This is a genomic window from uncultured Psychrobacter sp. (assembly GCF_947500265.1).
Classification (GTDB): Bacteria; Pseudomonadota; Gammaproteobacteria; order Pseudomonadales; family Moraxellaceae; genus Psychrobacter.
Window position 1 is genome coordinate 349,940 of the sequence record NZ_CANMRN010000002.1, and the last position, 25,418, is coordinate 375,357.

The 25,418-nt window shown below is 41.7% G+C and carries 21 protein-coding genes and 1 pseudogene; 1 reads left to right on the top strand and 21 read right to left on the bottom strand.

The window, feature by feature from the left end; genetic code table 11:
* Nucleotides 1–95 precede the first annotated feature (95 nt).
* A complete protein-coding gene (rraA, locus tag Q0788_RS04035) occupies nucleotides 96–632 on the bottom strand; it encodes a ribonuclease E activity regulator RraA (RefSeq protein ID WP_298808050.1) in 537 nt (178 codons plus the stop codon).
* Between the two features lie 190 nt (nucleotides 633–822).
* Nucleotides 823–1,524 carry an NAD-dependent epimerase/dehydratase family protein gene (locus Q0788_RS04040; protein ID WP_201571930.1) on the bottom strand — a complete coding sequence of 234 codons (702 nt, stop codon included), beginning with the start codon at nucleotides 1,522–1,524 and terminating at the stop codon, nucleotides 823–825.
* Nucleotides 1,525–2,001: 477 nt separating this feature from the next.
* Here Q0788_RS04040 and rpsT point away from each other — a divergent pair, with 477 nt between their 5' ends.
* On the top strand, nucleotides 2,002–2,268 hold the full coding sequence (rpsT, locus tag Q0788_RS04045) for a 30S ribosomal protein S20 (RefSeq protein ID WP_010200097.1): 267 nt from the start codon (nucleotides 2,002–2,004) through the stop codon (nucleotides 2,266–2,268).
* A 155-nt stretch (nucleotides 2,269–2,423) separates the two neighbouring features.
* Here rpsT and Q0788_RS04050 read toward each other — a convergent pair whose 3' ends face one another.
* The 19 genes and pseudogenes from Q0788_RS04050 to Q0788_RS04140 form a co-directional block, all read right to left on the bottom strand.
* Nucleotides 2,424–3,260, bottom strand: a complete 837-nt coding sequence (locus Q0788_RS04050; RefSeq protein ID WP_298808052.1) for a histidine phosphatase family protein — start codon at nucleotides 3,258–3,260, stop codon at nucleotides 2,424–2,426.
* 159 nt (nucleotides 3,261–3,419) lie between these two features.
* Complete coding sequence (locus Q0788_RS04055; protein WP_298808053.1) at nucleotides 3,420–4,217, bottom strand: metallophosphoesterase; 798 nt, start codon at nucleotides 4,215–4,217, stop codon at nucleotides 3,420–3,422.
* A 225-nt stretch (nucleotides 4,218–4,442) separates the two neighbouring features.
* Nucleotides 4,443–5,141, bottom strand: coding sequence for an orotidine-5'-phosphate decarboxylase (gene pyrF / locus Q0788_RS04060; RefSeq protein ID WP_102091941.1), 699 nt, complete (start codon nucleotides 5,139–5,141; stop codon nucleotides 4,443–4,445).
* A gap of 104 nt (nucleotides 5,142–5,245) precedes the next feature.
* Nucleotides 5,246–5,653 carry a lipopolysaccharide assembly protein LapA domain-containing protein gene (locus Q0788_RS04065; RefSeq protein ID WP_102091942.1) on the bottom strand — a complete coding sequence of 136 codons (408 nt, stop codon included), beginning with the start codon at nucleotides 5,651–5,653 and terminating at the stop codon, nucleotides 5,246–5,248.
* Nucleotides 5,654–5,715: 62 nt separating this feature from the next.
* On the bottom strand, nucleotides 5,716–6,021 hold the full coding sequence (locus tag Q0788_RS04070) for an integration host factor subunit beta (protein ID WP_057759195.1): 306 nt from the start codon (nucleotides 6,019–6,021) through the stop codon (nucleotides 5,716–5,718).
* A gap of 324 nt (nucleotides 6,022–6,345) precedes the next feature.
* Nucleotides 6,346–8,034 (bottom strand): 30S ribosomal protein S1, encoded by a 1,689-nt coding sequence (rpsA, locus tag Q0788_RS04075; RefSeq protein WP_057759193.1) that lies wholly within the window; start codon nucleotides 8,032–8,034, stop codon nucleotides 6,346–6,348.
* A gap of 307 nt (nucleotides 8,035–8,341) precedes the next feature.
* A complete protein-coding gene (gene cmk / locus Q0788_RS04080; protein WP_298808056.1) occupies nucleotides 8,342–9,109 on the bottom strand; it encodes a (d)CMP kinase in 768 nt (255 codons plus the stop codon).
* Nucleotides 9,110–9,298: 189 nt separating this feature from the next.
* Nucleotides 9,299–9,823: a tRNA adenosine(34) deaminase TadA gene (gene tadA / locus Q0788_RS04085; RefSeq protein ID WP_298808060.1), complete on the bottom strand. Its 525-nt coding sequence runs from the start codon at nucleotides 9,821–9,823 to the stop codon at nucleotides 9,299–9,301.
* A 27-nt stretch (nucleotides 9,824–9,850) separates the two neighbouring features.
* The gene (locus Q0788_RS04090) at nucleotides 9,851–10,588 is read right to left on the bottom strand and encodes a uracil-DNA glycosylase (protein WP_298808062.1); all 738 of its coding nucleotides are present in this window, start codon (nucleotides 10,586–10,588) and stop codon (nucleotides 9,851–9,853) included.
* Between the two features lie 316 nt (nucleotides 10,589–10,904).
* Nucleotides 10,905–13,301, bottom strand: a pseudogene (locus tag Q0788_RS04095) (AAA family ATPase); the annotation flags it as partial.
* Between the two features lie 646 nt (nucleotides 13,302–13,947).
* A complete protein-coding gene (locus Q0788_RS04100; RefSeq protein ID WP_298808066.1) occupies nucleotides 13,948–14,343 on the bottom strand; it encodes an ATP-dependent Clp protease adaptor ClpS in 396 nt (131 codons plus the stop codon).
* A gap of 166 nt (nucleotides 14,344–14,509) precedes the next feature.
* Nucleotides 14,510–15,376 (bottom strand): hypothetical protein, encoded by an 867-nt coding sequence (locus Q0788_RS04105; protein ID WP_298808069.1) that lies wholly within the window; start codon nucleotides 15,374–15,376, stop codon nucleotides 14,510–14,512.
* A gap of 103 nt (nucleotides 15,377–15,479) precedes the next feature.
* Nucleotides 15,480–16,547 (bottom strand): N-acetyl-gamma-glutamyl-phosphate reductase, encoded by a 1,068-nt coding sequence (gene argC / locus Q0788_RS04110; protein WP_201567000.1) that lies wholly within the window; start codon nucleotides 16,545–16,547, stop codon nucleotides 15,480–15,482.
* Between the two features lie 113 nt (nucleotides 16,548–16,660).
* Nucleotides 16,661–17,797, bottom strand: coding sequence for a uroporphyrinogen decarboxylase (hemE, locus tag Q0788_RS04115; RefSeq protein WP_298808071.1), 1,137 nt, complete (start codon nucleotides 17,795–17,797; stop codon nucleotides 16,661–16,663).
* A 92-nt stretch (nucleotides 17,798–17,889) separates the two neighbouring features.
* Complete coding sequence (gene proB / locus Q0788_RS04120; protein ID WP_057759177.1) at nucleotides 17,890–19,062, bottom strand: glutamate 5-kinase; 1,173 nt, start codon at nucleotides 19,060–19,062, stop codon at nucleotides 17,890–17,892.
* A gap of 78 nt (nucleotides 19,063–19,140) precedes the next feature.
* On the bottom strand, nucleotides 19,141–20,346 hold the full coding sequence (gene cgtA, locus Q0788_RS04125; RefSeq protein ID WP_101206151.1) for an Obg family GTPase CgtA: 1,206 nt from the start codon (nucleotides 20,344–20,346) through the stop codon (nucleotides 19,141–19,143).
* A gap of 290 nt (nucleotides 20,347–20,636) precedes the next feature.
* Nucleotides 20,637–22,079 (bottom strand): glyceraldehyde-3-phosphate dehydrogenase, encoded by a 1,443-nt coding sequence (locus tag Q0788_RS04130; protein ID WP_298808075.1) that lies wholly within the window; start codon nucleotides 22,077–22,079, stop codon nucleotides 20,637–20,639.
* 352 nt (nucleotides 22,080–22,431) lie between these two features.
* Entirely contained in the window at nucleotides 22,432–23,664 is a 1,233-nt protein-coding gene (locus Q0788_RS04135) for a lipocalin family protein (protein ID WP_298808077.1), read from the bottom strand.
* Nucleotides 23,665–24,084: 420 nt separating this feature from the next.
* Nucleotides 24,085–25,221: an NUDIX domain-containing protein gene (locus tag Q0788_RS04140; RefSeq protein WP_298808080.1), complete on the bottom strand. Its 1,137-nt coding sequence runs from the start codon at nucleotides 25,219–25,221 to the stop codon at nucleotides 24,085–24,087.
* Nucleotides 25,222–25,418 lie beyond the last annotated feature (197 nt).

Here is a 25,418-nt window from a genome sequence, read left to right on the forward strand (position 1 = left end):
AACGATTATTGCGCTTTAACTGTCATTACATAACAAAAAACCCCAACTTATCAGCTGAGGTTTTCGTTTTTACTAATCAAGCCAAGCCTAAAACTTCAGCTGATAAGTGATTTATCACTAGCAATAATGCCATTGTTATCAGCATAAACGAACATACCTGAATTCAACGTCAAATCACCGAAGCTGATTTCGATATCTATTTGACCTTCATCACGGCGGGTTGATTTACGCGGGATACAACCAAGCGCCATCACCCCAAGATCCATCTCTGCCATGTCATCAACATCGCGGACACAACCATATACAATTACCCCAGCCCAGCCGTTGTCGATAGCTGATTGTGCAATCATATCGCCTAGTAATGCACAGCGCATAGAGCCGCCGCCATCAACGACCAACACTTTCCCATTGCCTTCTTTGTCTTTACCATCGCTATTTAATAGAGATTTAACACGGCTATTATCTTCAAAGCATTTAACCGTCACGATTTCACCGCAGAATCTGTCTTTTGCACCAAACTGACGGAATGACTTACCTTCGATATTTGGTAAGCATACTTGCGACTCAGGATTGGCATCCAATAGATCACAAGTGACAAAATTTCCTCTATCCATTTGTATCGATTCTGACATTGCTCCTGCTCCTTGTTTTAGTAATTCAACTGACTGGTTTTTCAATACTTATTGATGCTTTGATAAAAGTTATTGTATTTTTTACTCTTGTATTCTTGTTCTAATGCAATCTTGTCCCAATGCAATTAACAATCGATATCTGTAGCTTTCCAGTTTTGAGACTGAATCTGTCACTAGACAAACTGTCCTTTTATTTTTTGACACGGGTCATCGCTAGCATCTGCTTATTTTCGATAATATCAGTACGCTTGATTTGAGGCTCAGTACGGTACTTACTACGATGATAGATATCATGAGCACTCATGGCCATGGCGCTGGCAACGCGTTTAGCAGAAATAGGATGTAACGATAGCGACTCTGACACGAGCGGCGAGATGAGTTTAAAGGCTTTTTGACCAATGCTCTCAAGCGGACGACCTTTATGCTTACCAAGCAATAATGACGGGCGGAAGACGACCAATTGTCCAAAATCTAATGCCATAACAGCCTGCTCTGTCTCAGCCTTGACTCGATTGTATAAAAAACGACTGTCAATATCTGCATTCATTGAAGAGAGTAAAAAGAAATTCTCTACCCCTTTGTCACGACATAACTTGGCAAAGTTTACGTTATAGTCTCGATCTACCTTGCGAAAAGCCTCATCACTACCAGCCTGCTTTTTTGTCGTACCCAAACAACTAAAAGCATCCGTAGTTCGGTCTGCACCAACGCTTGCAAACACTTCTGAGAGATTATCAAAATCATTGATTTGATAAAACCGCATGCTGGCATTAATGTAGCGTGGCGGGCGGCGGGCAATCACAATCAATGTGTCATAAAGCTCACTCAGTTGCTTTACCAAATGCTGCCCTACTAACCCCGTTGCGCCAATCACAATTGCTTTTCGCTGCATACCCTATCCACTTATATAACATTAGATGAACTATATTGATGAGAAAATACCTATATAAAATACCTATATCAAGGTATATCGTTAGAATATCATACCTAAATTCCTCAATAACTGACGCTATTATATAGGATATATTGTAAGAGATTTTATCAACCCTCTACGTCTATCAACGCTTACTATTGATTTAGTTACTAGAATGACCCGAATTCGATGATATTACGTAACTTCTTTGAGCATTAATCATCAAATATATTGTCCTTAGTTCAATAATTTGCTAAGATAATCGGCTTTACACGTCAACGCTGTTTAATTATTCCAAACAGCTCTGACGCTTACGATGATCTATTCATATTAGATACTTTAATATTAGACATCGACATCATATTTGACGAGACGGCTGCTCGTCACCGATGATTGTTAAACCCATTATTGCAATCAACATTCATATTTTTATCTATCTTTATCAAGGAGATACGCGTGGCTAATACTGCACAAGCTCGTAAACGCGCCCGTCAAAACACCAAACGTCGTCAGAACTCTGCGTCACAACGCTCTATGGTTCGTACTTACTTAAAACGTGTTGATGCGGCTATCGCAGCTAAAGATTATGACGCGGCTACCGAAGCTTACAAAAAAGCGGTACCAGTTCTTGATCGTATGGCTGACAAAGGTATTATTCATAAGAATAAAGCTGCTCGTCGTAAGAGCCGCCTAAACAAAACAATCAAAGGCCTACAAGCTTAAGATTTGTATTGGTTAGACCGCATTTCGCTTTTATAGCGTAATGACTAAAACCTTGTCACTGGTTCTAATACCGTGGCAAGGTTTTTTTATGCCTATTCAAAACGTATTCAATGAACAGCTTCTCTACGAAATCATCCCAATGTTTGAATAAAATATCAATTCCACTGCACTTCTGGCGGCAATAGCAATTTACTAGGATGGTAACCAGCTGCACGATAACCGTCTAATAATGAACTAATCGGCCGAGTATATACCTGACCCCGCCAGATGAAATACGCGCTCGCTTGATCAAATGGCTTATCATCAAACCATAAAAATACGCCTTCCATCATCTTTGGCCAATCATTCCAATCAATCTCTACCACATCGAACATAACCGCTAAGAATGCAGATAGCAACGTGTCATGACTCACAGCGAGCATCAGATGGCCGTGCTGTGGCTGATTCTGGTAAAAAAGCGACAAAATATCCAAACCGCCTTGATAGGTGTTTTTGGTCCCTTCGAGATTGCCTTGCAAAAAGCGATTGATAAAGTTTAGGACGCCAATTTCTTTGAACACAGGATTGGCTATTTCAGGCTCAGTGACGAGACTGCCAGGCTCAACTAACAATGATTGATGCGTAATGTCACGCCGTAGTCCTGCCCCCTCTTGCATCAGCTGCGCGGTATCGATACAACGCCCAATAGGACTAGAGATACTATCGACGTCGAGCGAATATGGTAGATGACCTGATAACCACCGACCCCAAGACTTTGCCAGTATGCGACCTTTGGGAGTCAACGGCAACTGATAGCTAGCAAAACCATTACCGTCAGAACGCTCGCGTAAAGAGTGCCTAGTAAATAATATCAGTCGCTTGTTTTCAGGCAATAGGCTGACAGAGGAAATCATACTATCTGGTAGGTGCGAAGGTGCAGGCGCGCTTGGGGTGTGACTCGCAAGCTTGTCAGCAGATATTTTGGACAGGGTGTTATTTAGATATTTACTCATGACAGCAAGCCTAGCAGATTTCTTATCAGGAATGAACCACAGACAAATCTAGTTGCAATATATCTTATAAATACTCTGCACTCTTTAAAAAAAAACGCTTTATTCAAAAGAGTCTATACCTAAAATAAATGGAGGTTTGCCCTTTATTTACACACGGTCCTAGCCAATATCAATAACTTTGTCCCATGCAAACTCTAATGCCGTACTACTGACCTCATTAGGATAGGCTCGTGGATTGACAATCACTCGCGTATTACCAATTTTATAATCAAATGCTTCATGAGTATGTCCGTGTACCCATAGCATCGGTGCCCAGTCTTCGTGCATCCATCCTGACAAGTCACTAACGAAAGCCGCATTACTCGGTAGATTGGCATATTTTTCAGACACCGATAATGCACTGACGCTATGATGACTCATGACTACTGTTTTTTTACCTAGTTCATGAGATTCGATCAATGCTTGCTGTAGCCACTGACGATGCTTGGCATGAATTTGCATAGATACTTCAGGTGAAAACAATTCATTGTCTGCATAGATTTGCTTGTAATCACGCATGAAATGACGAGCAGCGGCCATGGTGTCTTCATTAGCATGATACTGATAGTCGGTCCAAAGCGTACAACCTAAAAGGCGTATATCACCGATATCGATATGCTGACATTGTAAGACGCGAACCCCTTTTTTAGACACAGCATCATAGTTATCCCAAGTTGCCAGTTTACGGTCAAAGCTCAACACGTCTTCATCAAAGTATTCATGATTACCAGCGATAGTAATCAGGGGGACTTCTAAGCGCGCCGCTTGTTCTTGCAGCCACGGCATGCCTTTGTCGCTATTAGCAGTATCTCCTGCTACTAATACTAAATCTGCATCAGTTTTGGGAATATGTCCAACGGGGTGCAATTGACGTGCATAACTATCAATATGTAAGTCACTCAATATCTGTAATTTCATATTATCCAACATCATTTAGTGGCGTTATTATTAAAAATCTAATTAGCGATAAACGCTCATAGCAGTACTACTGATATTTAGCTAAATAAGCGTTTTTCATATAGTTATTATATTTTAGAAAGGTTGTAAGAATAAATTTAAGTAGTGTAGCAGCTTTTTCTTTGCCATCAAAAAGTAAAAAGACAGCCATTTAGGCTGTCTCTTTTTCTTAACATCTATTCAAACTTAAATACTTTGAAGTATTGTCTGTAGTTTAGCAGCAGGGTCTGAAGCTTGAGTGATCGAACGACCAATGACTAAATAATCAGAACCGTCTATTAGCGCCTGACTTGGTGTACAGATACGTTTTTGATCATCTGCATTGTCTTCAGCTAAGCGAATACCAGGCGTTACCAATTTAAAATCCTGACCACATAATGCTTTAAGTGCTTTTGCTTCTTGAGCAGAGCACACCACCCCATCTAGACCAGCTTGCTTGGTCAATTGTGCTAATCGGCTTACTTGGGTATCTAAGCTATCAGTGATACCTGTTTGCATCAACGCTTCACTATCCATAGAGGTTAATACAGTGACTGCGATAAGCAAGGTATCGAGATCTCTATCTAGCAAGCGCTGTTTCGCCAACGACATAGCTTCTAGACCTGCGCTAGCATGGACATTCACCATCCATACACCAAGTTCAGCGGCAGCCAATACTGCTTGAGCAGTGGTGTTCGGAATGTCATGGAATTTTAAGTCTAAGAACACTTCAAAATCACGTTGATGTAATGCCTTGATGATATCAGGACCACAACGGGTAAACAGCTCTTTACCGACTTTCAATCGACATTGGGATGGATCTAACTGATCAGCTAGCGCCAAAGACGCCTCTACCGTCATATTGTCTAGAGCGACGACAACTGGAGAGTTAATTACATTATTCATGGTTTTACCATATATTTTGAAGTTATCAAAGTATTGTATTTGAGGTCAGTACTGCGTTCGTTAAGCTATCACCTAGCAGATCACATAAAAAATCACTTAACGACTTAATCTCGTCTACGCTTAGACAGAGTAGAGCCTTCAGTTAGGCTAGTTGCGTCACTACTTTGCACATTGGCAGCAGAAGCACCATAAACAGCTTCATCCACTGTCGGCGCGCTTGCTTGACGATCGATAACTGTATTGGCTTGAGTCAATTGCTCTTGTAGATTTGCGTTTGCTTTCTGCAGACGTGAGATTTCCCACTTATTCTGTAGCACACGAAAGATAAGCAATGCCAGTAAAATACCAATAACAATACCTAGCATCAAACACAAAATAAGTAGCAACCCTAGATTCATCGTAGGTGCTTGTGAAAACAGTAGGTTGACTCCGACCTCAGTATTATTTGCCAATACCAAACCAAGTGAATAGGCAAAGCTCAAGAACAGCAATACAAATAGTAGAAAGCGCATGAGACAGTTACCTCAGTTTGGAATGATAAATTTTGACGGTTAGATAGCCAGTGCTGGTTTAATTAACCGTTTGCTACCGTATCGTTTACTGCTTCGCGCAAAGCCTTACCTGGCTTAAAATGTGGGATCGCTTTAGCCGGTACAGGTACGCTTTCACCTGTCTTAGGATTGCGCCCCATACGGGCACGGCGGTGATGTAGACAAAAACTACCGAATCCGCGAACTTCGACTCGGCCATCATTGGCTAAAGTATGGGTCATCAAGTTTAAGATTTCACGCACTGCGTCATCAACCACGGTATCTGCCATGTTGTCACAGTTTGCACTCAAATTACTAATAAATTCGGATTTGTTAATCGCTTGCTGCATTATTACGCTTGCCTTGTTGATTGATGGATAAGCTGATGATAAGTCAACGCTCTATAGTACGTAAATGCGTTTGTATAATTAAACTATATATACTGAATCTTTGAAAACTAACATTCAGAATCATATTATGACTATAAAAAGTTTATAACTATCATCTCGTTACTCAATGGTGCAAATGATAGCGGATATTAGCGTAAATGGGAATAAGAGTTTGCCCATTTGGCTAAAAACCTCTATTACTAACTGTGTTAATAAAATCTAATCATAAAAAAAAGCGACCGAAGTCGCTTTTTTTATATTACTTTTATATCAATAGTTTGCAGCTTATTGCATTTGCTCTTTGATCAAATCACCAATAGTTTTTGGCTGTGCATCAGAACCTGGAGCAGCAGTAGTGTTGGTGCTACCAAGATCTTTAATCGCTTGACGCTCTTCAGCTTCGTCTTTCGCTTTGATAGACAAGTTGATGTTGCGTGTTTTACGATCAACACTGATGATTTTCGCTTCAACGTCATCACCAACAGTCAGATGCTTAGTTGCATCTTCAACGCGGTCACGTTGGATTTCAGAAGCACGTAGATAAGCTTCAACTTCATCAGCAAGTTCGATAGTAGCGCCTTTAGCGTCTACTTCTTTTACTTTACCATTAACGATAGCACCACGGTCATTGTTGACTAGGTATTCGTTGAATGGATCAGAGCTTAACTGCTTAACGCCTAGGCTGATACGGTTAGCTTCTGCATCTACAGACAATACCATTGCTTCAACGGTGTCGCCTTTATTGTAGTTACGGATAGCATCTTCGCCAGTTTCGTTCCAAGAGATATCAGATAGATGAACAAGACCATCAATACCACCGTCTAGACCGATAAAGATACCGAAGTCAGTGATTGATTTGATAGTACCAGTGATTTTATCACCGCGCTCATGTTTCTTATCAAACTCATCCCATGGGTTAGCTAGAGTTTGTTTGATACCTAGGCTGATACGACGACGTTCTTCATCGATATCAAGAATCATTACTTCAACTTCATCGCCCACTTGAACAACTTTAGATGGGTGGATGTTTTTGTTGGTATGATCCATTTCTGATACGTGTACTAGACCTTCGATACCTTCAGAAATCTCAGCGAAACAACCATAGTCAGTCAAGTTGGTTACGCGAGCTTTTACAACACTACCTACTGGGTAAGTGCCGCCAACGTTATCCCAAGGATCAGTACCAAGTTGTTTTAGACCTAGGCTAACGCGGTTGCGTTCACGGTCAAACTTCAATACTTTAACTTTTAGGTCTTGGCCAACTTCAACAACTTCAGATGGATGCTTGATACGGCGCCATGCCATGTCAGTGATGTGCAATAAACCATCGATACCACCTAGATCAACGAACGCGCCGTAATCAGTAAGGTTCTTAACGATACCTTCGATCTCGATGCCTTCTTCAAGCTTGTTCAATAGCTCTTCGCGCTCAGCTGAATTTTCAGCTTCCATAACTGCACGACGGCTAACAACAACGTTGTTGCGCTTCTGGTCAAGTTTGATGACTTTGAATTCTAGCTCTTTGCCTTCAAGATGCGTTGTATCACGGATAGGACGTACATCTACCAATGAACCTGGTAAGAACGCGCGTACTGAACCGATATCTACAGTGAAACCGCCTTTAACTTTGCTTGAGATAATACCTTTAACGATTTCATCGTTATCAGCGATTTTTTCAAGGAAGTTCCAAGTTTCAACACGTTTAGCTTTCTCACGTGACAGCAAGGTTTGACCCATGCCGTTATCAACCGCTTCAACTACGACATCAACGCTATCGCCAACTTCAACTTCAAGTTCGCCTTCTTCGCTTAAAAACTCTTCACGAGCGACGATACCTTCAGATTTAAGACCAGTATCTACTGTGATCCAATCACTATCGATGGCCACAACAGCACCTGTAATAACCGAGCCACGCTCGATATCTAGGCCCTGCTCTTCAATGCTCGCTTCAAATAGTTCAGCAAATGATTCCATTATGTCTACCTTTGTATAGCCGTATCCTGTCCAGCACAGTACGGATCAAATTTATGATTGTATAGAACGAAATACTGGTTTTATATCCCATGCAATCATATAAAAAAACGTTTGTTGATAGTGAGCTCATCGTAATTAAAACTGACTAACAACAACTGTCTTATATCGAATGCAATATCTTAAATAAACTAAATTTTTCTTACTGCTTCAATAAAATTTCACTTAACCGTATTATTTTATACTAAAACAATGATTAATAGGAAACTTTTTAGTACTTAATATGTTGTTTTTACTAGCTATTAAATGACTAACTAGTGAAAAATACACCTTTATCTTGGCAATGCTTTTTGACCTGCTCATATACTGCATCAGCATTAAGCGCTGAACTATCAAGTAATAATGCATCTGCCGCAGGCTTCGATGGCGCTGTACTGCGATTTTCATCACGATCATCACGCTTTTTTATCGTCGCTAAAATAGCCTCAAAATCTGCTGTTTGACCAACATTCAATAACTGAGTCACACGGCGCTCTGCACGTGCTTCAGCACTGGCCGTCAAAAATACTTTAACATCAGCATCTGGGAAAACAACCGTACCCATATCGCGACCATCAGCAACCAAACCTGAACGAGTGGCCATATCTTGTTGTAGCTTTAGCAATGCTTGACGAACTTGTGGAAAGACAGCTATCTGTGATGCATAGCCTCCGACCGTTTCATTGCGTACTTGCTCACCTACTGCTTGTCCATTAACAATGATATCTACACGTCCTGAGTCATTGTTTGGTACAAACGCTATCTCTAAGCTTTCAGTCAATGCTAATACAGCATCTTCGTCAATTGGTTGGCTAGCATCTGCGCTGATTAGACCCGCTTCAAAGGCTTTTAGCCCAACAATTCTATAAAGCGCACCAGAGTCTAATAACTGATAGCCTAACACTTGTGCTAGACGCCATGTAACCGTGCCTTTACCAGCGCCACTAGGACCATCGATACAAATAACAGGATAGCGCACTGATGAGTTGTGGCTATTCTCTGTATTGAGTAAAACATTATCAGGTGTAGGACTAGTCATAATACTTACTCAATAATATGCGTTACTTATATCGCTTATCGTATGTCATTAATAAAACGATATTTATTCGTATGTTAAGTCTTTAATATCCCATCAAGGTGGGTGCTATCAAATAGGGCAATATTATAGCAAAAAATCATCGTGACCACTAGCACCAAGACTGATATCTTGTTTATTAGTATTTTGAGTTTACATATTAGCCTTATTCTTTTTCGCCGCTTGCCTACGCTCACGAAAAAATGTTTTGAGTATTTGACTACTATGCTCGCTGCATAATCCATTATAGGCTTGAATACTATGGTTATAGAAAGGTTGTAACGATAAGTCCATTTGACTACCAACCATCCCAGCACGCGGTTCACTCGCTGCATACACCAACTTGTTTACACGCGCATGGATTAGAGCGCCGATACACATCGTACACGGCTCCAGAGTGACATATAAAGTAGCCTGTAGCGGCAATCGATAATTTTCTAAACGCGTACAGGCGTCTCTCAATGCAACTATCTCTGCATGAGCAGTAGCATCATGGCTACTAATTGGTTGATTAAATCCTTGGCCGATAACTTGCTGATCATGTACCAATACCGCACCTACCGGCACCTCTCCACGCTCAGCACCTTGCTTAGCAAGTTGGATTGCCTCTCGCATCCATTTAACATCTTCAACTGACCAAAAGGTGTTAGATTGAATAGTTGAAGATTGGTACGGCATTAATCTTATATTCTGTATATTTTGCATTTATTGTGGTAATTGCCAGTCAATTGGAGTTTGGCCATACTGTACCAAGTAGTCATTTGTTTTAGAAAAAGGTTTAGTGCCAAAGAAGCCACCACGGTTTGCCGCTAGTGGTGATGGATGTACCGCTGTCAGAATCAAATGCTTATCGGTATCGATATACTTGCCTTTCTTCTGGGCCTTACTACCCCACAAAATAAACACGGTATGCTTTGTCTGTTCATTGACGGCATCGATGACGGCATCAGTAAACTGCTCCCAGCCTTTATTCTGATGACTGTTTGGCTCGCCTTCTCGTACAGTTAGTGAGCTGTTAAGCAGTAGAACACCTTGCTGCGCCCAATATGTCAAATCACCATGCGCTGAAGGGCGAATGCCAATGTCATCTGCCATTTCTTTAAGTAAATTATTTAATGATGGTGGCTTAGGAATGGCTTTAGGAACAGAAAATGATAACCCCATAGCCTGACCTGGACGATGATAAGGATCTTGGCCCAAGATTACCACTTTGACTTGTGATAACGGCGTAAGGTTCAGCGCATTGAACATCAACGGTGCAGGCGGATAGATACTATCATCCGACTGATAGGCTTCCTTTAAAAATGCGCGTAGATTGTCCATATTCTCAGACGTTAATTCATCTGCTAATGCCGTTTTCCAGTCTTCTGGTAAACGGACATTGTCTAAAATCGCTTGTTTTTGTTCTGGGGTCTTGGTTATCGGTTCATCAAACAGTTCCATAGTGTGTCCTTTTTATACTTGTTATAAGTTCCATAGCTTCGTTAAAGCTAGCTTACTGTAAATAATCATACTAACAAAAAATAGTATGAGCTTTGTTGATGAATTATAGCAATAAAAAAACGGCTACCGCAGTAATACGGTAGCCGTTTTTATGATGTTAATATTAAATAACTTAACTGGCTAAAGACTCAGAATCAGGATGTGGCTCATGAGTTTCAACGACTGTCAGAATAATACGACTATCAGCTGAGCCTTTGTCTGATACCTTATCAAGCTTCATCGTATCACTCTCTTGAGAATCATCGACTTTAGGCTCTAAGGTCAGGCGTACTACCCCGCCATTAACCAAATCTCCAAATAAAATCATACTTGCCAATGGTTTTTTGATTTCATCTTGAATCAGACGCTGCATCGGACGTGCACCCATTAGACGGTCATAGCCTTTATCCGCCAAGTAGTCACGTACATCATCATCAATCTCTAATGTCACTTGCTTATCATCAAGCTGTACTTGTAATTCAACTAAGAACTTATCGACAACCGATACAACAACTGACGTATCTAGAGGGTTGAACTGAATTATAGCATCTAAGCGATTGCGGAACTCTGGCGTAAAGACACGTTTCAGCGACTCTGTATTATCACGACTATGGTCTTGTTGAGTAAAGCCCATTGACGAGCGACTGATACTATCAGCACCAACGTTCGTTGTCATAATAACGATGACTTGCTTAAAGATGGCCACACGACCATTATTATCGGTCAACGTCCCATGATCCATCACTTGTAGTAACAAGTTAAAGACATCCGGATGCGCCTTTTCAATCTCATCAAGCAACAACACACAATGTGGATGCTGATTGATTTTTTCAGTAAGTAAGCCGCCTTGATCATAGCCAACATAACCTGGAGGCGCGCCAATCAAACGTGATGCCGTGTGCGCTTCCATGTACTCTGACATATCAAAGCGTACTAATTCTACACCTAACAGGTTCGCTAGCTGACGCGACACTTCTGTTTTACCCACCCCAGTCGGACCTGCAAACATAAATGAACCGATTGGCTTATCTGGGGCTTTCAATCCTGCACGTGATAGCTTGATAGCATCGGCTAACGTAGCAATCGCCTCATCTTGCCCAAATACCAAGTGCTTAAGATCTCGATCTAAATGCTCAAGGATACTCTTATCATCACTTGATACAGATTTGGGTGGAATACGTGCCAATTTAGCAATAATAGCTTCGATATCAGCAACATCGATTTTCATTGGTGGCTTTTGACCTTTTGACAATTTCACACCATCTGCTGATTTAGCACTATCGCTCGCTTTCGCAGTCGCTGCTTCATCCTGCATTTCATTATCTGTATCACCATCGATACCTTCGATATCAGCATCAATCTGCGCATCAAAATCTTGCTCTAAATCAGCAATGAAACTTTCTTCCGCTTCGACATCATCGACATCAGGCACCACACCTAAGCGCTTATATGCACCTGCTTCGTCAATCACATCAATGGCTTTGTCAGGTAAAAAACGCTCATGAATATGCTTGGCTGATAACTGTACCGCTGTGACCAACGCTTCATCCGTATATTCAACATTATGGAACTCTTCATAACGAGGTTTCAGACCACGCAGGATATCGATAGTGTCATCCACACTGGGTTCTTTGACATCGATTTTTTGGAAACGACGCGACAATGCATGATCTTTTTCAAATACTTGGCGATATTCAGTAAAGGTTGTTGAACCGATACAACGCAGCTCACCGTTAGCAAGCGCTGGCTTAATCAAATTAGACACATCCATATTGCTGCTCATAGATGAACCAGCACCAATAATCATATGAATTTCATCAATAAAAAGAATAGCATTTGGTTTTTTCTTTAGCGCATCAAGCAATGATTTCATGCGTTTTTCAAAGTCACCGCGATACTTAGTTCCCGCAATCAATGAACCGATATCAAGGCTATAAATCACGCAACCATTAAGTGGCTTCGGTGCTTTATCGTTGATGATTAACCATGCTAGACCTTCAGCGATAGAGGTTTTACCTACACCAGGCTCACCTACTAGCAATGGGTTATTTTTGCGACGACGGCACAGTACTTGGGCAGCACGTTCAATTTCAGAAGCACGCCCAATCAAAGGATCTGTTTTACCTTCAGCGGCTCGCTGGTTTAGATTGGTCGCAAATTCAACCAATGGATCTTTACTGGTCTTTTCAGAGGCACTACGACGCTCAGTACCTGCAGAACCACGTGATTCAGAAGGCTCTTCTTTATCTTGGCCGTGTGATAAATACTGAGTTAGCTCAAGGCGACTGATGCCTTGCTTTTTAAGCAGGTAGACAGCATAGGTATCATGCTCTGAAAACATAGAGACTAAAATATCAGAGCCTTCTACCAAACGACCACCACCGATCGACTGCACGTGAAAAATAGCACGTTGCAAGATACGATCAAAGCTTTGAGTCGGCTGCGGTGACTGTTCTGTATCAGCATCGATGGTTGGCGTATGTTTATTAATATAAACCTCAAGCTCGGTACGCAACGCCGAGACATTAGCATTACAAGCAGTCAACGTATTGGCAGCATGAGTGTTTTCTAATAAGGCCAAAAGCAAATGTTCAACAGTGAGATACTCATGCGATTTTTGGCGCGCAAGCGTCATTGCTAAACGTAGAGAAACTTCAAGATGACGACTTAACATAACAACTTCCTACGGTTATATCTATCTTTATAATTGATAGTTTTATGAATGAGTTAGTAAGTAAATCAGGGCGGTAGATGAATTGTTCAAGGGCTATATTCGTATTATTAGAAGTCATGAATAAATGAGGTGAGCGGTAGACTATTGACTAAATACTATAATCTCGCTATCAGCCAACAGTAATCACAACTATCAATGGCCGCTTTTCTTTATATCAACACGATACTTCGACGGAGTCAATCTATTAACACAGACTAAAATGTATCAAAGCGTGCTACAAGCTAGTAGCGACAACCTTAATAACGAATATTAAATGTTGAAAAACTGATTAGATAGATTAGATAGAAAGAGAGATTGATATTTTAGAAGCTAGAAATGACAGAGTTTTAGCAAGTTCAACGGAGATACTTAGTCCAAAACTATAGAACTGGCTATTTTAATAGATAGGGTTATTTGCCATAGAAATCAATATCATATAGATAATAAAACTATTTTAAGAGGCAAATTTCATATATAAGAGAAGTGACTGAAAAGTCAAAAAAGCTCACTATAAAGGTGAGCTTTGATATAGATTACTTAGAAGTACAAAATATTAGATAAAGCTTTAATAGAGCCATATATCAGTATAAGAAATTAATAAATTGCTCTACTCGCCTTGATGCGGTTCGATTTGAGTTAATAACGGATAACCTTCACGATGTGCCAGACTATTTACTTTTTTGGCCTTGGTCTCGGCGATATCTTTAGGATAAATGCCAGCAATACCTTTGCTGCTATTATGAATAGTCAGCATAATCTCGATCGCAGAATCCATACTATGACGAAATTCTGACTGCAATATGTATACAACAAACTCCATCGGCGTGTAGTTGTCATTGTACATAACGACCGCATACATAGGCGGTTTGGCTACTTCAGGCTCTGCGACCAATACATCTGCTTGCGGTGAGGTTTCACCATCGGTATCACCGTCTTGTGCACGATGAGCAGGCATATTGGGAAAGTGCCAATCAGCAACCGTTGGCGTGGCTTGTGATATCATTTTTTTCATCATAATCAAAATATAATTATAAGGTAAGTTTAAGATAGAAGAGATTGTTAAGGCAGGCGATAAGGCATGGTATAAAGCACAACTACTAATTAAGGTCATTGTGCTTTGATTTCAACCACAGCATCGTCACTGAGTATTTCATTAAGACATGAGGTAATTAAGGTACGATAGGACTTTCATCAACTTCTGGTAAATCTAAGAGCGATGGTAGCATGTTATCCACACTATCACCGAGCTTCCAGTCATACAACTGCTCTACTTTTTGACCACCAGCTTGCAAAGTCAGTTTGGCTTGCAATGGTCTAAAGCCTGACGGCATTACAAAGCGACCACGTATCCGGACGATACCTTCGATCATATGATATGCAGGGTCAAGTGGTACTTCTACAAGGTCATCATTGTTAAGTAACGTCAATACAGGCCTTAAGCGTTTGGCTTGACCATCGCTACTGAGCATCCCAATATCAAAACCATACTCAAAAGCATTTTCAGGTAGTGGCGAAATTTTGGCACCTAATACCTGTAAAGGCATACCACCTTTCTTACGGATAGCATCTGAATACAGCTCATTGAGCTGTGATACTTGCTTATTTTCTACTGTTAATTCTTGCTGGCTCTCACGCAGTTCTTTTAAATTAGCCAAACTGATGGCCAGTTCTTGTTTGGCAGTTGCCGCTTGGTTAGTAGCTATCTTATTGCTAAGGCGCAAATCTTCTAGTGCTTGTGTCGCTTCAGTGCTATCGATGATTGCTTGCTTGGCTTCTGTTTCCATCGAATGAAGGCCACGTTGGTAGCCAAGCTTATGACCAAATATTAGCCCAACCACCGCTGTCACTAATACGGCTACAACAAACAGTGCCAATACCAATGTAGAAGCACCGCGTTGTGAGCTAGCAATACCACTTATCGGGACATTATTATTTCTAAAGGAATGCTGTTTGCGCTCCAAGCTAGGTATAACTGAGTCTTTGCACGATAGACGTGCTGGCTGTGAGCAAAAGCGTAGTACGAGCTGAACACGCATTTAGACAGTATCTCTTAAGGGTAAGGGCAAGTCATTATAGCCGAATTTATAATCAATACCTAGCACCGTAAATGTGAATGATTGGAATATGAAGTCGTTGATATTAAGGAACAATCGGTGCAAAGTTCAGCCCCATTGACTCATCAAAACCGAACATCACGTTCATGTTTTGCACAGCCTGCCCAGCAGCACCTTTAACTAAGTTATCCTGAACGACGATAACTGTTAGCTCAGCACGCTCATTGTCCTGATGTACCGCAATGCGTAGACGGTTACTAGCGCGAACACTACGCGTATCGGGATAAAGACCTTTTGGCATGACATCAACAAACAACTCTGACGCATAGCTATTTTCAAACGCTTGCTGCCAATCGATAGCCGCACCTGCATCAGTCAGTTCCATATGAATAGAGCTTAGCATGCCACGAATCATCGGTACTAAATGCGGCAAAAAGCGAATACGATGCGCGAATTGACTGTCTAGTAACTGTGCAACACCCTGCTCAATCTCTGGTAAATGGCGATGACCTTCGACGCTATAAGCCTTAAAGCTATCTGTTGTCTCAGCATAGTTAAGTGCAAGTGATGCTTGACGACCTGCACCAGACACGCCAGATTTTGCATCGATAACGATACGAGACTCGATCAAACGCTCTGCTTGCTTATTCTGGGCTTCGATAATTGGTTTTAGACCCAAAATTGCAGTAGTTGGATAACAGCCTGGGTTGCCTACTAGTAACGCATTCGCAAGCTTGTCACGATTAATTTCTGGTAAGCCGTAGACTGCTGTTTTCAACAACTCAGGACAAGCATGTGACTGTTTGTACCAGTGCTCAAAGTCAGTTAATGACTGCAAACGAAAATCAGCAGCCAAATCGATGACCTTGACGCCAGCTTGTGTAAGCGCTTCAGCTTGCTTCATTGCAACACCATGCGGCGTCGCAAAAAACACAACATCGCATTTTTGCAATGCGGCAAGCGTATTATCACCCAAGTCGCTAAAAACGATGTCAGATACACCGCGTAAGCTTGGGAAGATTTCATCAGCACGAGTGCCAGCTTCGCTACGAGAAGTTAATAAATCAATAGAAACCTCAGGATGAGCAGATAATAAGCGAATGAGCTCAATACCCGTATAGCCTGTACCACCGACGATCGCTGCTGAAATCATAAAACACCCTTTTCTTGGTAAATACTAAATATGCACTGATAGATTCTATGTTTGCCTGTATGTAATGCGCGTAATTCTACAAATACAGAACCAGTCTCTAAATATTCTGACTCTTAAATTTTATAATCGTGTACTGCATCCACAAACACTTTGGCATTGTCAGGATTGACCCATTGGGTGATGCCATGACCTAAGTTTGCTATGTAACCAGTCTTTTCACCATCAGCGTAAGCACGGTCAAGCATCGCATTGACTTCAGAACGAATTGTCGCAGGCGAACCATATAACGTCGCTGGATCTAGGTTGCCTTGGATAGCTTTGCTGCTTTGCAATTTCTTATGCTTTTTGGTCAATTGACGCTGACTTTCAGTCAATACTTGACGCGCACGATCAATCGGCATCGTCCAATCTAAACCTAACACGTCCGCTTCGCTGTCAGCCTGAATATCAAGCCATAACCCACCACCTTTAGTGAATAGCACTACAGGTACTTGTGGATGACGTTCTTTTAGTTCAGCGACAATACGTTTATTATAAATGTGTGAAAATTCGATAAATTGACGATGGCCTAACGCCCCGCCCCAACTATCGAATATCTGTACAATTTGAGCGCCAGCAACGATTTGGGCATCTAAATAGTCAATAACTGACGTCGCAAGCTTATCTAATAATTGATGTAAAAAATCAGGGTTACTATATAAGAAGCCTTTGGTATAACGATAATCCTTCGAGCTACCGCCTTCTATCATATAAGTAGCCAACGTCCACGGACTACCAGAAAAACCAAATAGTGGAACTTGACCATTCAATGCTTTACGAATGCTGGTTACGGCTCGCATGACATAGTCTAGAGAATCGTTTGGCTCAAGCACTGGCAATCTATCAAGATCAGCCTGCTCACGGATAGGGTATTTGAACTTAGGGCCTTCACCTGTTTCGAAATACAAGCCAAGTCCCATTGCATCAGGGATAGTTAGAATATCACTAAATAAAATAGCGGCATCTAAATCATAACGACGCAATGGCTGTAGAGTTACTTCAGTAGCGCGGGCTGTATCTTTGCACAGACTCATAAAGTCACCCGCTTCAGCACGAGTGGCTTTATATTCTGGTAAATAACGACCAGCTTGACGCATCATCCATACCGGTGTGGTATCAATGGGCTCAAAACGTAATGCACGTAGCAATCTATCATTTTTTAAAGGTGCAAATTGTTGCTGAACCGAGTTACTACCGTCTGAAGCACTCATGTACAAATCTCCAAAACAGCACAATATCCATATTTATAAATGGATATTGTGCTGGATAAAATAAGTTGAATAAAAAAGGTTATATGAAAGCGCTATACAGTTAATGCAAGATTGTCGCGGTGTACCATGACGACACGTTCTTCGCTACTGCCAAAGATCTTATCGAACTGTTCAGTACGCTCACGAGCGACGCGGCGCGCATCATTCGATGAGAAGTTTACCTGCCCAACGGCAATACGTTCGCCAGTATCTTGATGGATGATTTCTACCACATCACCTTCATCAAATCCGCCCTGCACTTCTACAACACCCACTGGTAACAAACTTCTATTGTGCTCAGTCAATGCTCTTGCAGCACCTGCATCAACGACCAAGCTACCTGACATGCGCAGATGCGCAGCTAGCCACTGTTTACGTGCGATGATTTTATCTTCGTCATTAGTCGTTAGCAATGTACCTACGGCTTCGCCTGATACCACACGAGTGATAACGTCATCGATAGCACCGCTAACGATAACAGTAGGACATCCGCCCATTGCAGCAAGGCGTCCAGCGCGAATTTTGGTTAACATACCACCGCGTCCAAGCTTACCGCCGTCTCCTGCAATATCAAACAAGTAATCCGCCATTGCACGTTCTTGGCGAATCATCTTGGCGTCAGGATTATCACGTGGATTATCAGTGAAGACACCTTCTTGATCGGTTAAAATGATGTACAAATCAGCATTAACCATCGCGGCTGCCATCGCACCCAAGGTATCGTTATCGCCAAATTTAATCTCATCAATCGTGATGGTATCGTTCTCATTAATAACAGGTAGTACGCGCCATTCTAATAACTGTGTCAGCGCCCCAGTCGTATTGAGGTAACGACTACGATTAGACAAGTCATCATGAGTTAGCAGTAGCTGTGAGCTTTGAATGCCATGCTGAATCAAAGCTGACCACCATGTTTCAATCAACCCCATTTGACCAATAGAAGCACAGGCTTGTAGTGCTGCTAGTTTCTTAGGACGTTCCTCAAGGTTCATACGTACCACACCTTCAGCAACAGCACCTGATGATACTAGCAGTACCTCAACGCCTTTTTTGTGCAGCTTAGCAATTTGCTTTGCCCACTCATATATGGCAGTACGATCCAGCCCTCGACCGTTATTGGTTAATAGTGATGAACCAATTTTGACAATAACGCGCTGAATATCAAAGTTGCGAGTTTGCTTAACAAATCTTGCTTCTTCCATCGTGTTTGCTATGTCATCTGCCATATAAACTCCTTTTTTTCATATCAATTGATTGTAGGGATTAAATTCACAATTCAAGTATAACTGCTCAAGCATACTAGCTTAAGGAACGTACATTACCTCAACGCCATCGTCATCATCGTCGTCAAAATCAGACGTATCCAAGCCTTCACGTGCTGCTTTACGAGCTGCACGATATGCCTCACGCTGTGCTTCAGTGTTAAGACGTACTTCAGCTTCTAAACGCTCGAAACGTTCTTTTTGTGCTTCAGCGAAGATAGGATCTTCTATTTCACGCTCACGCTCAAGTTCGATATCATTCATTAGATGATATTTGACCGCATCAACGCCTTCACCAGTTAGCGTTGCCGTACGGAAGACCATACCAGTCCAACCAAGCTCTGCGACGATATGAGTACAAAGCGCATTCAAATCTTCATCATTGACCTGATCGATTTTGTTTAATACCAAAATCTGCGGCAAGTTGGCCAATTCAGGAGAAAAACGCTCAAGCTCATTTAAAATAACGCGAGCATTCTCAACTGGGTCGCTGCCATCAACAGGCTTAACATCAACTAAGTGTAGCAGACGACGCGTACGCGCAACATGCTTCAAGAAGCGAATACCAAGTCCTGCGCCTTCTGATGCACCCTCGATAAGACCAGGAATATCTGCCATCACAAATGAGCGATGACGACCAATATCGACCACACCCAAGTTTGGTACTAGCGTGGTAAACGGATAGTCAGCCACTTTTGGTCTAGCAGCAGAGACTTGACGGATAAAGGTCGATTTACCAGCATTCGGCAAACCAATCAAACCAACATCAGCCACTACTTTTAGCTCAAACTTAAGAACTTTTAGCTCACCTTCAAAACCTGACGTCGCTTTACGCGGCGCTTGGTTGGTCGAGCTTTTGAAATGGGTATTACCCAGACCACCATCACCACCTTTGGCAATCAGTAGTGTCTGGCCGATCTCAATCAAATCGCCCAATACTTCGTCTGTCTCGGTATCAACTACCGTCGTACCAACTGGTACTGGTAAATAAAGATCATCAGACCCTTTACCTGAACAGTTTCTACTATGGCCGTTCTCAGCACGCATGGCGTCATGACGACGCGTATAACGATAGTCAACTAGGGTGTTGGTGTTGTCTTCTGCAATGACATACACATCTCCGCCCTTGCCGCCATCACCACCATCAGGTCCACCACGCGGGACATATTTCTCTCGGCGAAAACTGGCGATTCCGTTACCACCGTCACCTGCTTTTACCGTTACGACGGCTTCATCAATAAATCGCATCTTACGTTCCTTAATTCACAATCCAGTCTATAAACTGGTTACAACCAACGGTTGTATTTTGGGGTTTTGCTATGTTGTTGCGTCGCAACGAGCACTATATAAATACTACTTTTACTTAGTGCCCATTATGACAATAACACCCGATAATCAATCGGACTATCGGGTGTTTAAGTATGACAGTTAAAATCCTACCAAGCTATTTAAAGTAGCATCTGCTACAGCGCCATTCTTGTGACACGATAGCGCTACTATACTTGGTATGACGTTATTGCTCTACTGTATTTAGTAATCTATGCTGGAATCTGAGCGTATCTGATTCCGGCCATTTGCGTCGCCAAACGCAATACCTGAGTACTATAACCTACTTCGTTGTCGTACCAAACATATACGATAGCTTGGTTGTCAGTCAAAATAGTGGCTTGAGCATCGATAATACCAACATGAGTCGTACCAACGAAATCCGTTGATACCGCTTCTGTAGAATCCGTATAAGCAATCTGCGACTGCCAAGTGCTGCTATTGGCCATTTTACGCAAGAACTCATTCAACGCATCAGCGCTTGCTGGTGCAGTTTTTAGATTCACGTTCAAGATTGCTAGGCTGACGTTTGGTGTTGGTACACGAATAGCGTTACCCGTTAGCTTACCGTTTAGTTCTGGCAATGCTTTACCAACGGCTTTTGCAGCACCAGTACTGGTGATAACCATATTCATCACCGCACTACGACCACGGCGGTCTGCTTTATGATAGTTATCAACCAAGTTCTGATCATTGGTAAATGAGTGAATAGTCTCTACATGACCATTTACAATACCGTACTCATCATTCAATACATTCAGCGTTGGCGTAATCGCATTGGTCGTACAGCTAGCAGCACTAACGATCGTATCATCACCAACGGTATCATTGTTCACACCATAAACGACGTTTTTAATATCGCCGCCAGCAGGTGCTGTTAGTAGCACTTTTTTCACGCCAGTAGACTGTAAGTGTTTGCCAAGGCCTGCTTCGTCTTTCCAGATACCTGTGTTATCGATAACAAGAGCATTGTCGATACCATAAGCAGTATAGTCGATTTCGCTTGGGTCTTTGGCATAGATAACTTGTACAAAACGACCGTTAACGATCATGCCGTTATTATCATCATCAATGCTGATGCCGCCTAAAAATCTACCATGGATTGAGTCACGCTCAAGCAATGAAATACGCTTAGCCAAGTCACCAGCAGCGGCTGGACGTACAACGATTGCTTTTAGTTGTAGACCTTTTGCGCTTGACGCTTGTGACAATAGCAGACGAGTCAAGATACGACCAATACGGCCAAAACCGTAAAGCACAACATCTGTCGCGCCATTTACAGCACCAGCGTTATTGATAGACTGTAGAGCGGTTTGCAAGTCAGTATCATTAGCAATCAGTTGACCAACATCGATACGAGTGGCTTGGATATCAGTGTTTTCTGAGATAACTTTTACCATCGCTAGAGTATCAGCGATATCGATAGCTTTGGCGCCATGGTCGCGTAGCGCTACTTTTTGATGTAAAGCAAGTATTTGACCAACTGAGGTAGAGTCTAGCGTTTCGCCAAACAAAGTCACTTGTACGTCTTGCTTGTTATAGAGCTTATTTAGTAGCCCCATAAGCTCAATCGCTTGTTGCTCTTGATTGTTGTAGTTGTTCAAGTGGTCTTGATGTAATTGGCGTAAGGTATCAGCGTTGCTCACGAGAAACATCCTTATGGTCAGTAATGTATGATCAATAAAATATGAAGAAGTGTAAAATAGATAGGTCGTGTATGCTCTAAATGGCGACTCTAATATGATAATCAACCACTATCAATATGGGTCATTGACGCTAGAGTATTTGAATCGCCTAGATTTTAGCCTAAAACGCCTCATTTTGCCAGTGGTAACCGATTAGCTAGCGTGCATAATAGGTTTCATTCTCGTATATAGCTCTTATGTATAGTTCTCATATACAGCTAGTAATAAAAATAAAGGCAGCTATATATGCTGCCTTATCGAGACGTAATGAAATAATAATTGCTATATGGTTTAATCAAAGTAGTAATTTCAGTTACATCTATTATGGTGATAGACTTACCGTTTGGTTGCTCTGCGACGTCAATGTAAACTCTTTTAAGTCATAACCTTGCTGCTGAGCAATTTGACGATATTTGGTATACGTTTCCTGACTGATATTTGGCGAGCGTGCTAGTAACCATAAGTATTTTTTATCAGGTGTCCCTACTAGCGCGGTTTTGTACTCTGCATCACGTGCTAGCACCCAATAATCAGCACGGCCCACTGGAATCCAGCGAATCCACTTCGGTAAAAACGTCACTTTTAGTTTGCTGCCGCTTTCATCGACTGGCTTAGCCAAACCTTCTGCCACGATACCCGAACCATCCTCGCTCATACACTTATTAGTAACCGTGATTCCTGAACCGTCATCTTTTTGAGCATAATTGGCGGTGACATCACCAGCACATTTACGCTGGAAATACATCGGCAAACGGCCGATTTCATACCAAGTACCTGCATAGGTGTTCAGATCTACGCTATCTACAGTAGTTGGCGTGCTTGCAGATTTATGAATAATATCGCTTGGCTTAACCGATAGCACATCAGTCGTGGTCTTCTCGCTCATCGCATCATCAGACATGCCATTAGTTGCCGTGTTATTAGTTGCCATGTTCACAGGCGGCGTGGCCGCATAAGCTGAGAACGCTGCTAACGGTATAATAATTGCTAAGGCAATGCCTGTATGTTTGATCAGTCCATTCATAAATATGCGCTCCGGTATTTCTTTGTAGGATGAATTATTTGTTGATGCATCACTCATTTGCTCAGCGTCGATGGCCTGTTCAGAACTACTGTTTAGATTATCTATTTGATCCTCTAACAGTCCTGACATTAATGGCTCATCGTCAGTTAGCTTTTGTGGCTGCTTATTTTGCGCTGACTTATAACCAGATGATTTATATTCACCAGCCGCGTCATAACTGTCCTCATTGCTATTTTTTAGATCTTTGCTTATTTCATTGTTACTCATAGCTGACTCTTTTGCCCTAGGGCTTTTGTCGGCGCTTTTGTATCCAAAATAGCTGTCTTGCGAAGACGTGTCTTTTGCCAGATGGTGCGAATATTCGCCATTCGAGCTGTCGTGATTATAGCTAGCATCGTTACTAGCTTGGTTTGTCTGTTGCGTGTCGTCGCCATATTCATTGTCATTGAGCGATTGCTTAGGCTGCTGAAGTTGAGAACCAGCTGCCTGTGAATCAATCCATGCTGATTCAGGTAACTTATTGGTTTTCATAGGAGTACCATTCTTAAATAGTGATTGTTAAAAACGCTTTATGTACGGCATCTATTTGGTCTCGTTTTCTAAAAGCCATTTGCTTTGGTATAAATTATTTGTGCAAAACTTGACTCTACAAAAGCTTTTTTATTATTGTATTTTGAACATCACTTTTGGTCAGTCACTCGTCTATAGAAATAAGATCAACGTATCGTAGATATGCAATATATATTAAGGACAACTGGACTATTAAAACAGTAGTGCAATGTAGGAAAACGCAACGGTTTGTAAGTAACTATGGGGTTTGAGTGTTGTTTGAACACATCATAACCACACAGTTACTTGCTGGATAACTAAGTTAAAAGTCAGTTATTTGAACTTACTAAGCTTAATACACAAGTCTAATACGGGTCACATTCAGGCAAATGGCATGTTGGATTATATAAACTGACGAATGCCTGCCACACTGATACCGCCATACTGCAATGCTTGATCGAGCATAGCAGGCTCCAGACCACCTAACCCAATAACAGGCATATCAGCCAACTTTGCTAATGCTGACCATGCTTCCCAACCAAGCGGCGTATCATCAGGATGCGTTTGGGTGGCGAGCACAGGCGATACGAAAGCACCAATCACTGGTGGTAGCCCCTGTTTTATTCTTATGCTGGCAAGTTTGTTGGCTGCCGTTATGCTCGCGATGTCATGACAGCTGACGATAAGCGGATGGTCTTTAGATAGCGACTGTGTGAGAACTGTAGGACTGCCTACCTCATCGAAACACTGCATTAGTGTTGAGTGTGTCAAATGCTTGCCAACTATTCGCTGGCCAGTTTCTGTCTCATTAGCGGTTAGTGATTCCTCAACATCTAAAAGTTGCTCATTATTATTAGGTAAAATCGCTAAAATATCTGGACGTGCCGTTATCAGTTGCTCAGCAAGATGCTTAGATTTTGCATCCTTCAAGCGGATATATGTCCACGACTCTGATGCTAACTTTTCTTGGTGATATTGTAGCCATGCTGCCGCTGCATCAGTATGTGTGCCGAAATGTGCTAGAGGATAAGTAATCGCTATCTTCGATGGGAGTTTCAACCATTCAAGTATTGTCTTATTAGCAGCGGGCAGATTATACGCTCCTGCCAAAAGCTGTAATTTGGTCACCCAAGTCAGTGCCTGCCCTTCTAAACCTTGTTCACAGTGTTTATGCTGCTCGTACTGCTCTGCTGTCAGCTCAATCTTATAAACCTGTAAGCTGACCTGCTTATCGCCATAATCATGATGCAAACGCCCAAGCTTAACGATAGTATTATTATCAAGTAAGATACCCGTCTCTTCAGCCACTTCCCTTATCAACGCCTGCGCTGCTGACTCATCTGCTTCTATCTTTCCGCCGACGAACTCATAACGACTTCCCTGATGCTGAGTAGCATCTCGAAACCCAAGCAAATACTGATCTTTATAATGAATAACAGCCACTGCAACATTTACGATGCTAGGTTTGTTATTTTTCGCCTTACCATCTGTCTTACTTTCCGGCTTCGTCTCTGATTGTTGATTTGACCCGTTCAACATACTTATATCCTTTATTTCGGTGTTTACTCTGATTATTTTTGATAATTTAATAGTTTTTATAGGCTAGATGATTTATTTAAATTTATTACCTAACTTATTAATTTATATGGGTAAAATATTCAACTGAGATATTTTATGACAGTAAACTTAGATAAGTTTACATAATAACTGCATTTTATTTTATCAATTGCCTTGCA

What these genes read in the sequence shown, in the direction of transcription:
- rraA (WP_298808050.1), bottom strand. Translation starts at nt 632, where the DNA reads ATGTCAGAATCGATACAAATGGATAGAGGAAATTTTGTCACTTGTGAT.
- Q0788_RS04040 (WP_201571930.1), bottom strand. Translation starts at nt 1,524, where the DNA reads ATGCAGCGAAAAGCAATTGTGATTGGCGCAACGGGGTTAGTAGGGCAG.
- Q0788_RS04050 (WP_298808052.1), bottom strand. Translation starts at nt 3,260, where the DNA reads ATGAGTAAATATCTAAATAACACCCTGTCCAAAATATCTGCTGACAAG.
- Q0788_RS04055 (WP_298808053.1), bottom strand. Translation starts at nt 4,217, where the DNA reads ATGAAATTACAGATATTGAGTGACTTACATATTGATAGTTATGCACGT.
- pyrF (WP_102091941.1), bottom strand. Translation starts at nt 5,141, where the DNA reads ATGAATAATGTAATTAACTCTCCAGTTGTCGTCGCTCTAGACAATATG.
- Q0788_RS04065 (WP_102091942.1), bottom strand. Translation starts at nt 5,653, where the DNA reads ATGCGCTTTCTACTATTTGTATTGCTGTTCTTGAGCTTTGCCTATTCA.
- Q0788_RS04070 (WP_057759195.1), bottom strand. Translation starts at nt 6,021, where the DNA reads ATGCAGCAAGCGATTAACAAATCCGAATTTATTAGTAATTTGAGTGCA.
- rpsA (WP_057759193.1), bottom strand. Translation starts at nt 8,034, where the DNA reads ATGGAATCATTTGCTGAACTATTTGAAGCGAGCATTGAAGAGCAGGGC.
- cmk (WP_298808056.1), bottom strand. Translation starts at nt 9,109, where the DNA reads ATGACTAGTCCTACACCTGATAATGTTTTACTCAATACAGAGAATAGC.
- tadA (WP_298808060.1), bottom strand. Translation starts at nt 9,823, where the DNA reads ATGCCGTACCAATCTTCAACTATTCAATCTAACACCTTTTGGTCAGTT.
- Q0788_RS04090 (WP_298808062.1), bottom strand. Translation starts at nt 10,588, where the DNA reads ATGGAACTGTTTGATGAACCGATAACCAAGACCCCAGAACAAAAACAA.
- Q0788_RS04100 (WP_298808066.1), bottom strand. Translation starts at nt 14,343, where the DNA reads ATGATATCACAAGCCACGCCAACGGTTGCTGATTGGCACTTTCCCAAT.
- Q0788_RS04105 (WP_298808069.1), bottom strand. Translation starts at nt 15,376, where the DNA reads ATGCGTGTTCAGCTCGTACTACGCTTTTGCTCACAGCCAGCACGTCTA.
- argC (WP_201567000.1), bottom strand. Translation starts at nt 16,547, where the DNA reads ATGATTTCAGCAGCGATCGTCGGTGGTACAGGCTATACGGGTATTGAG.
- hemE (WP_298808071.1), bottom strand. Translation starts at nt 17,797, where the DNA reads ATGAGTGCTTCAGACGGTAGTAACTCGGTTCAGCAACAATTTGCACCT.
- proB (WP_057759177.1), bottom strand. Translation starts at nt 19,062, where the DNA reads ATGGCAGATGACATAGCAAACACGATGGAAGAAGCAAGATTTGTTAAG.
- cgtA (WP_101206151.1), bottom strand. Translation starts at nt 20,346, where the DNA reads ATGCGATTTATTGATGAAGCCGTCGTAACGGTAAAAGCAGGTGACGGT.
- Q0788_RS04130 (WP_298808075.1), bottom strand. Translation starts at nt 22,079, where the DNA reads ATGTTTCTCGTGAGCAACGCTGATACCTTACGCCAATTACATCAAGAC.
- Q0788_RS04135 (WP_298808077.1), bottom strand. Translation starts at nt 23,664, where the DNA reads ATGAAAACCAATAAGTTACCTGAATCAGCATGGATTGATTCACAGGCA.
- Q0788_RS04140 (WP_298808080.1), bottom strand. Translation starts at nt 25,221, where the DNA reads ATGTTGAACGGGTCAAATCAACAATCAGAGACGAAGCCGGAAAGTAAG.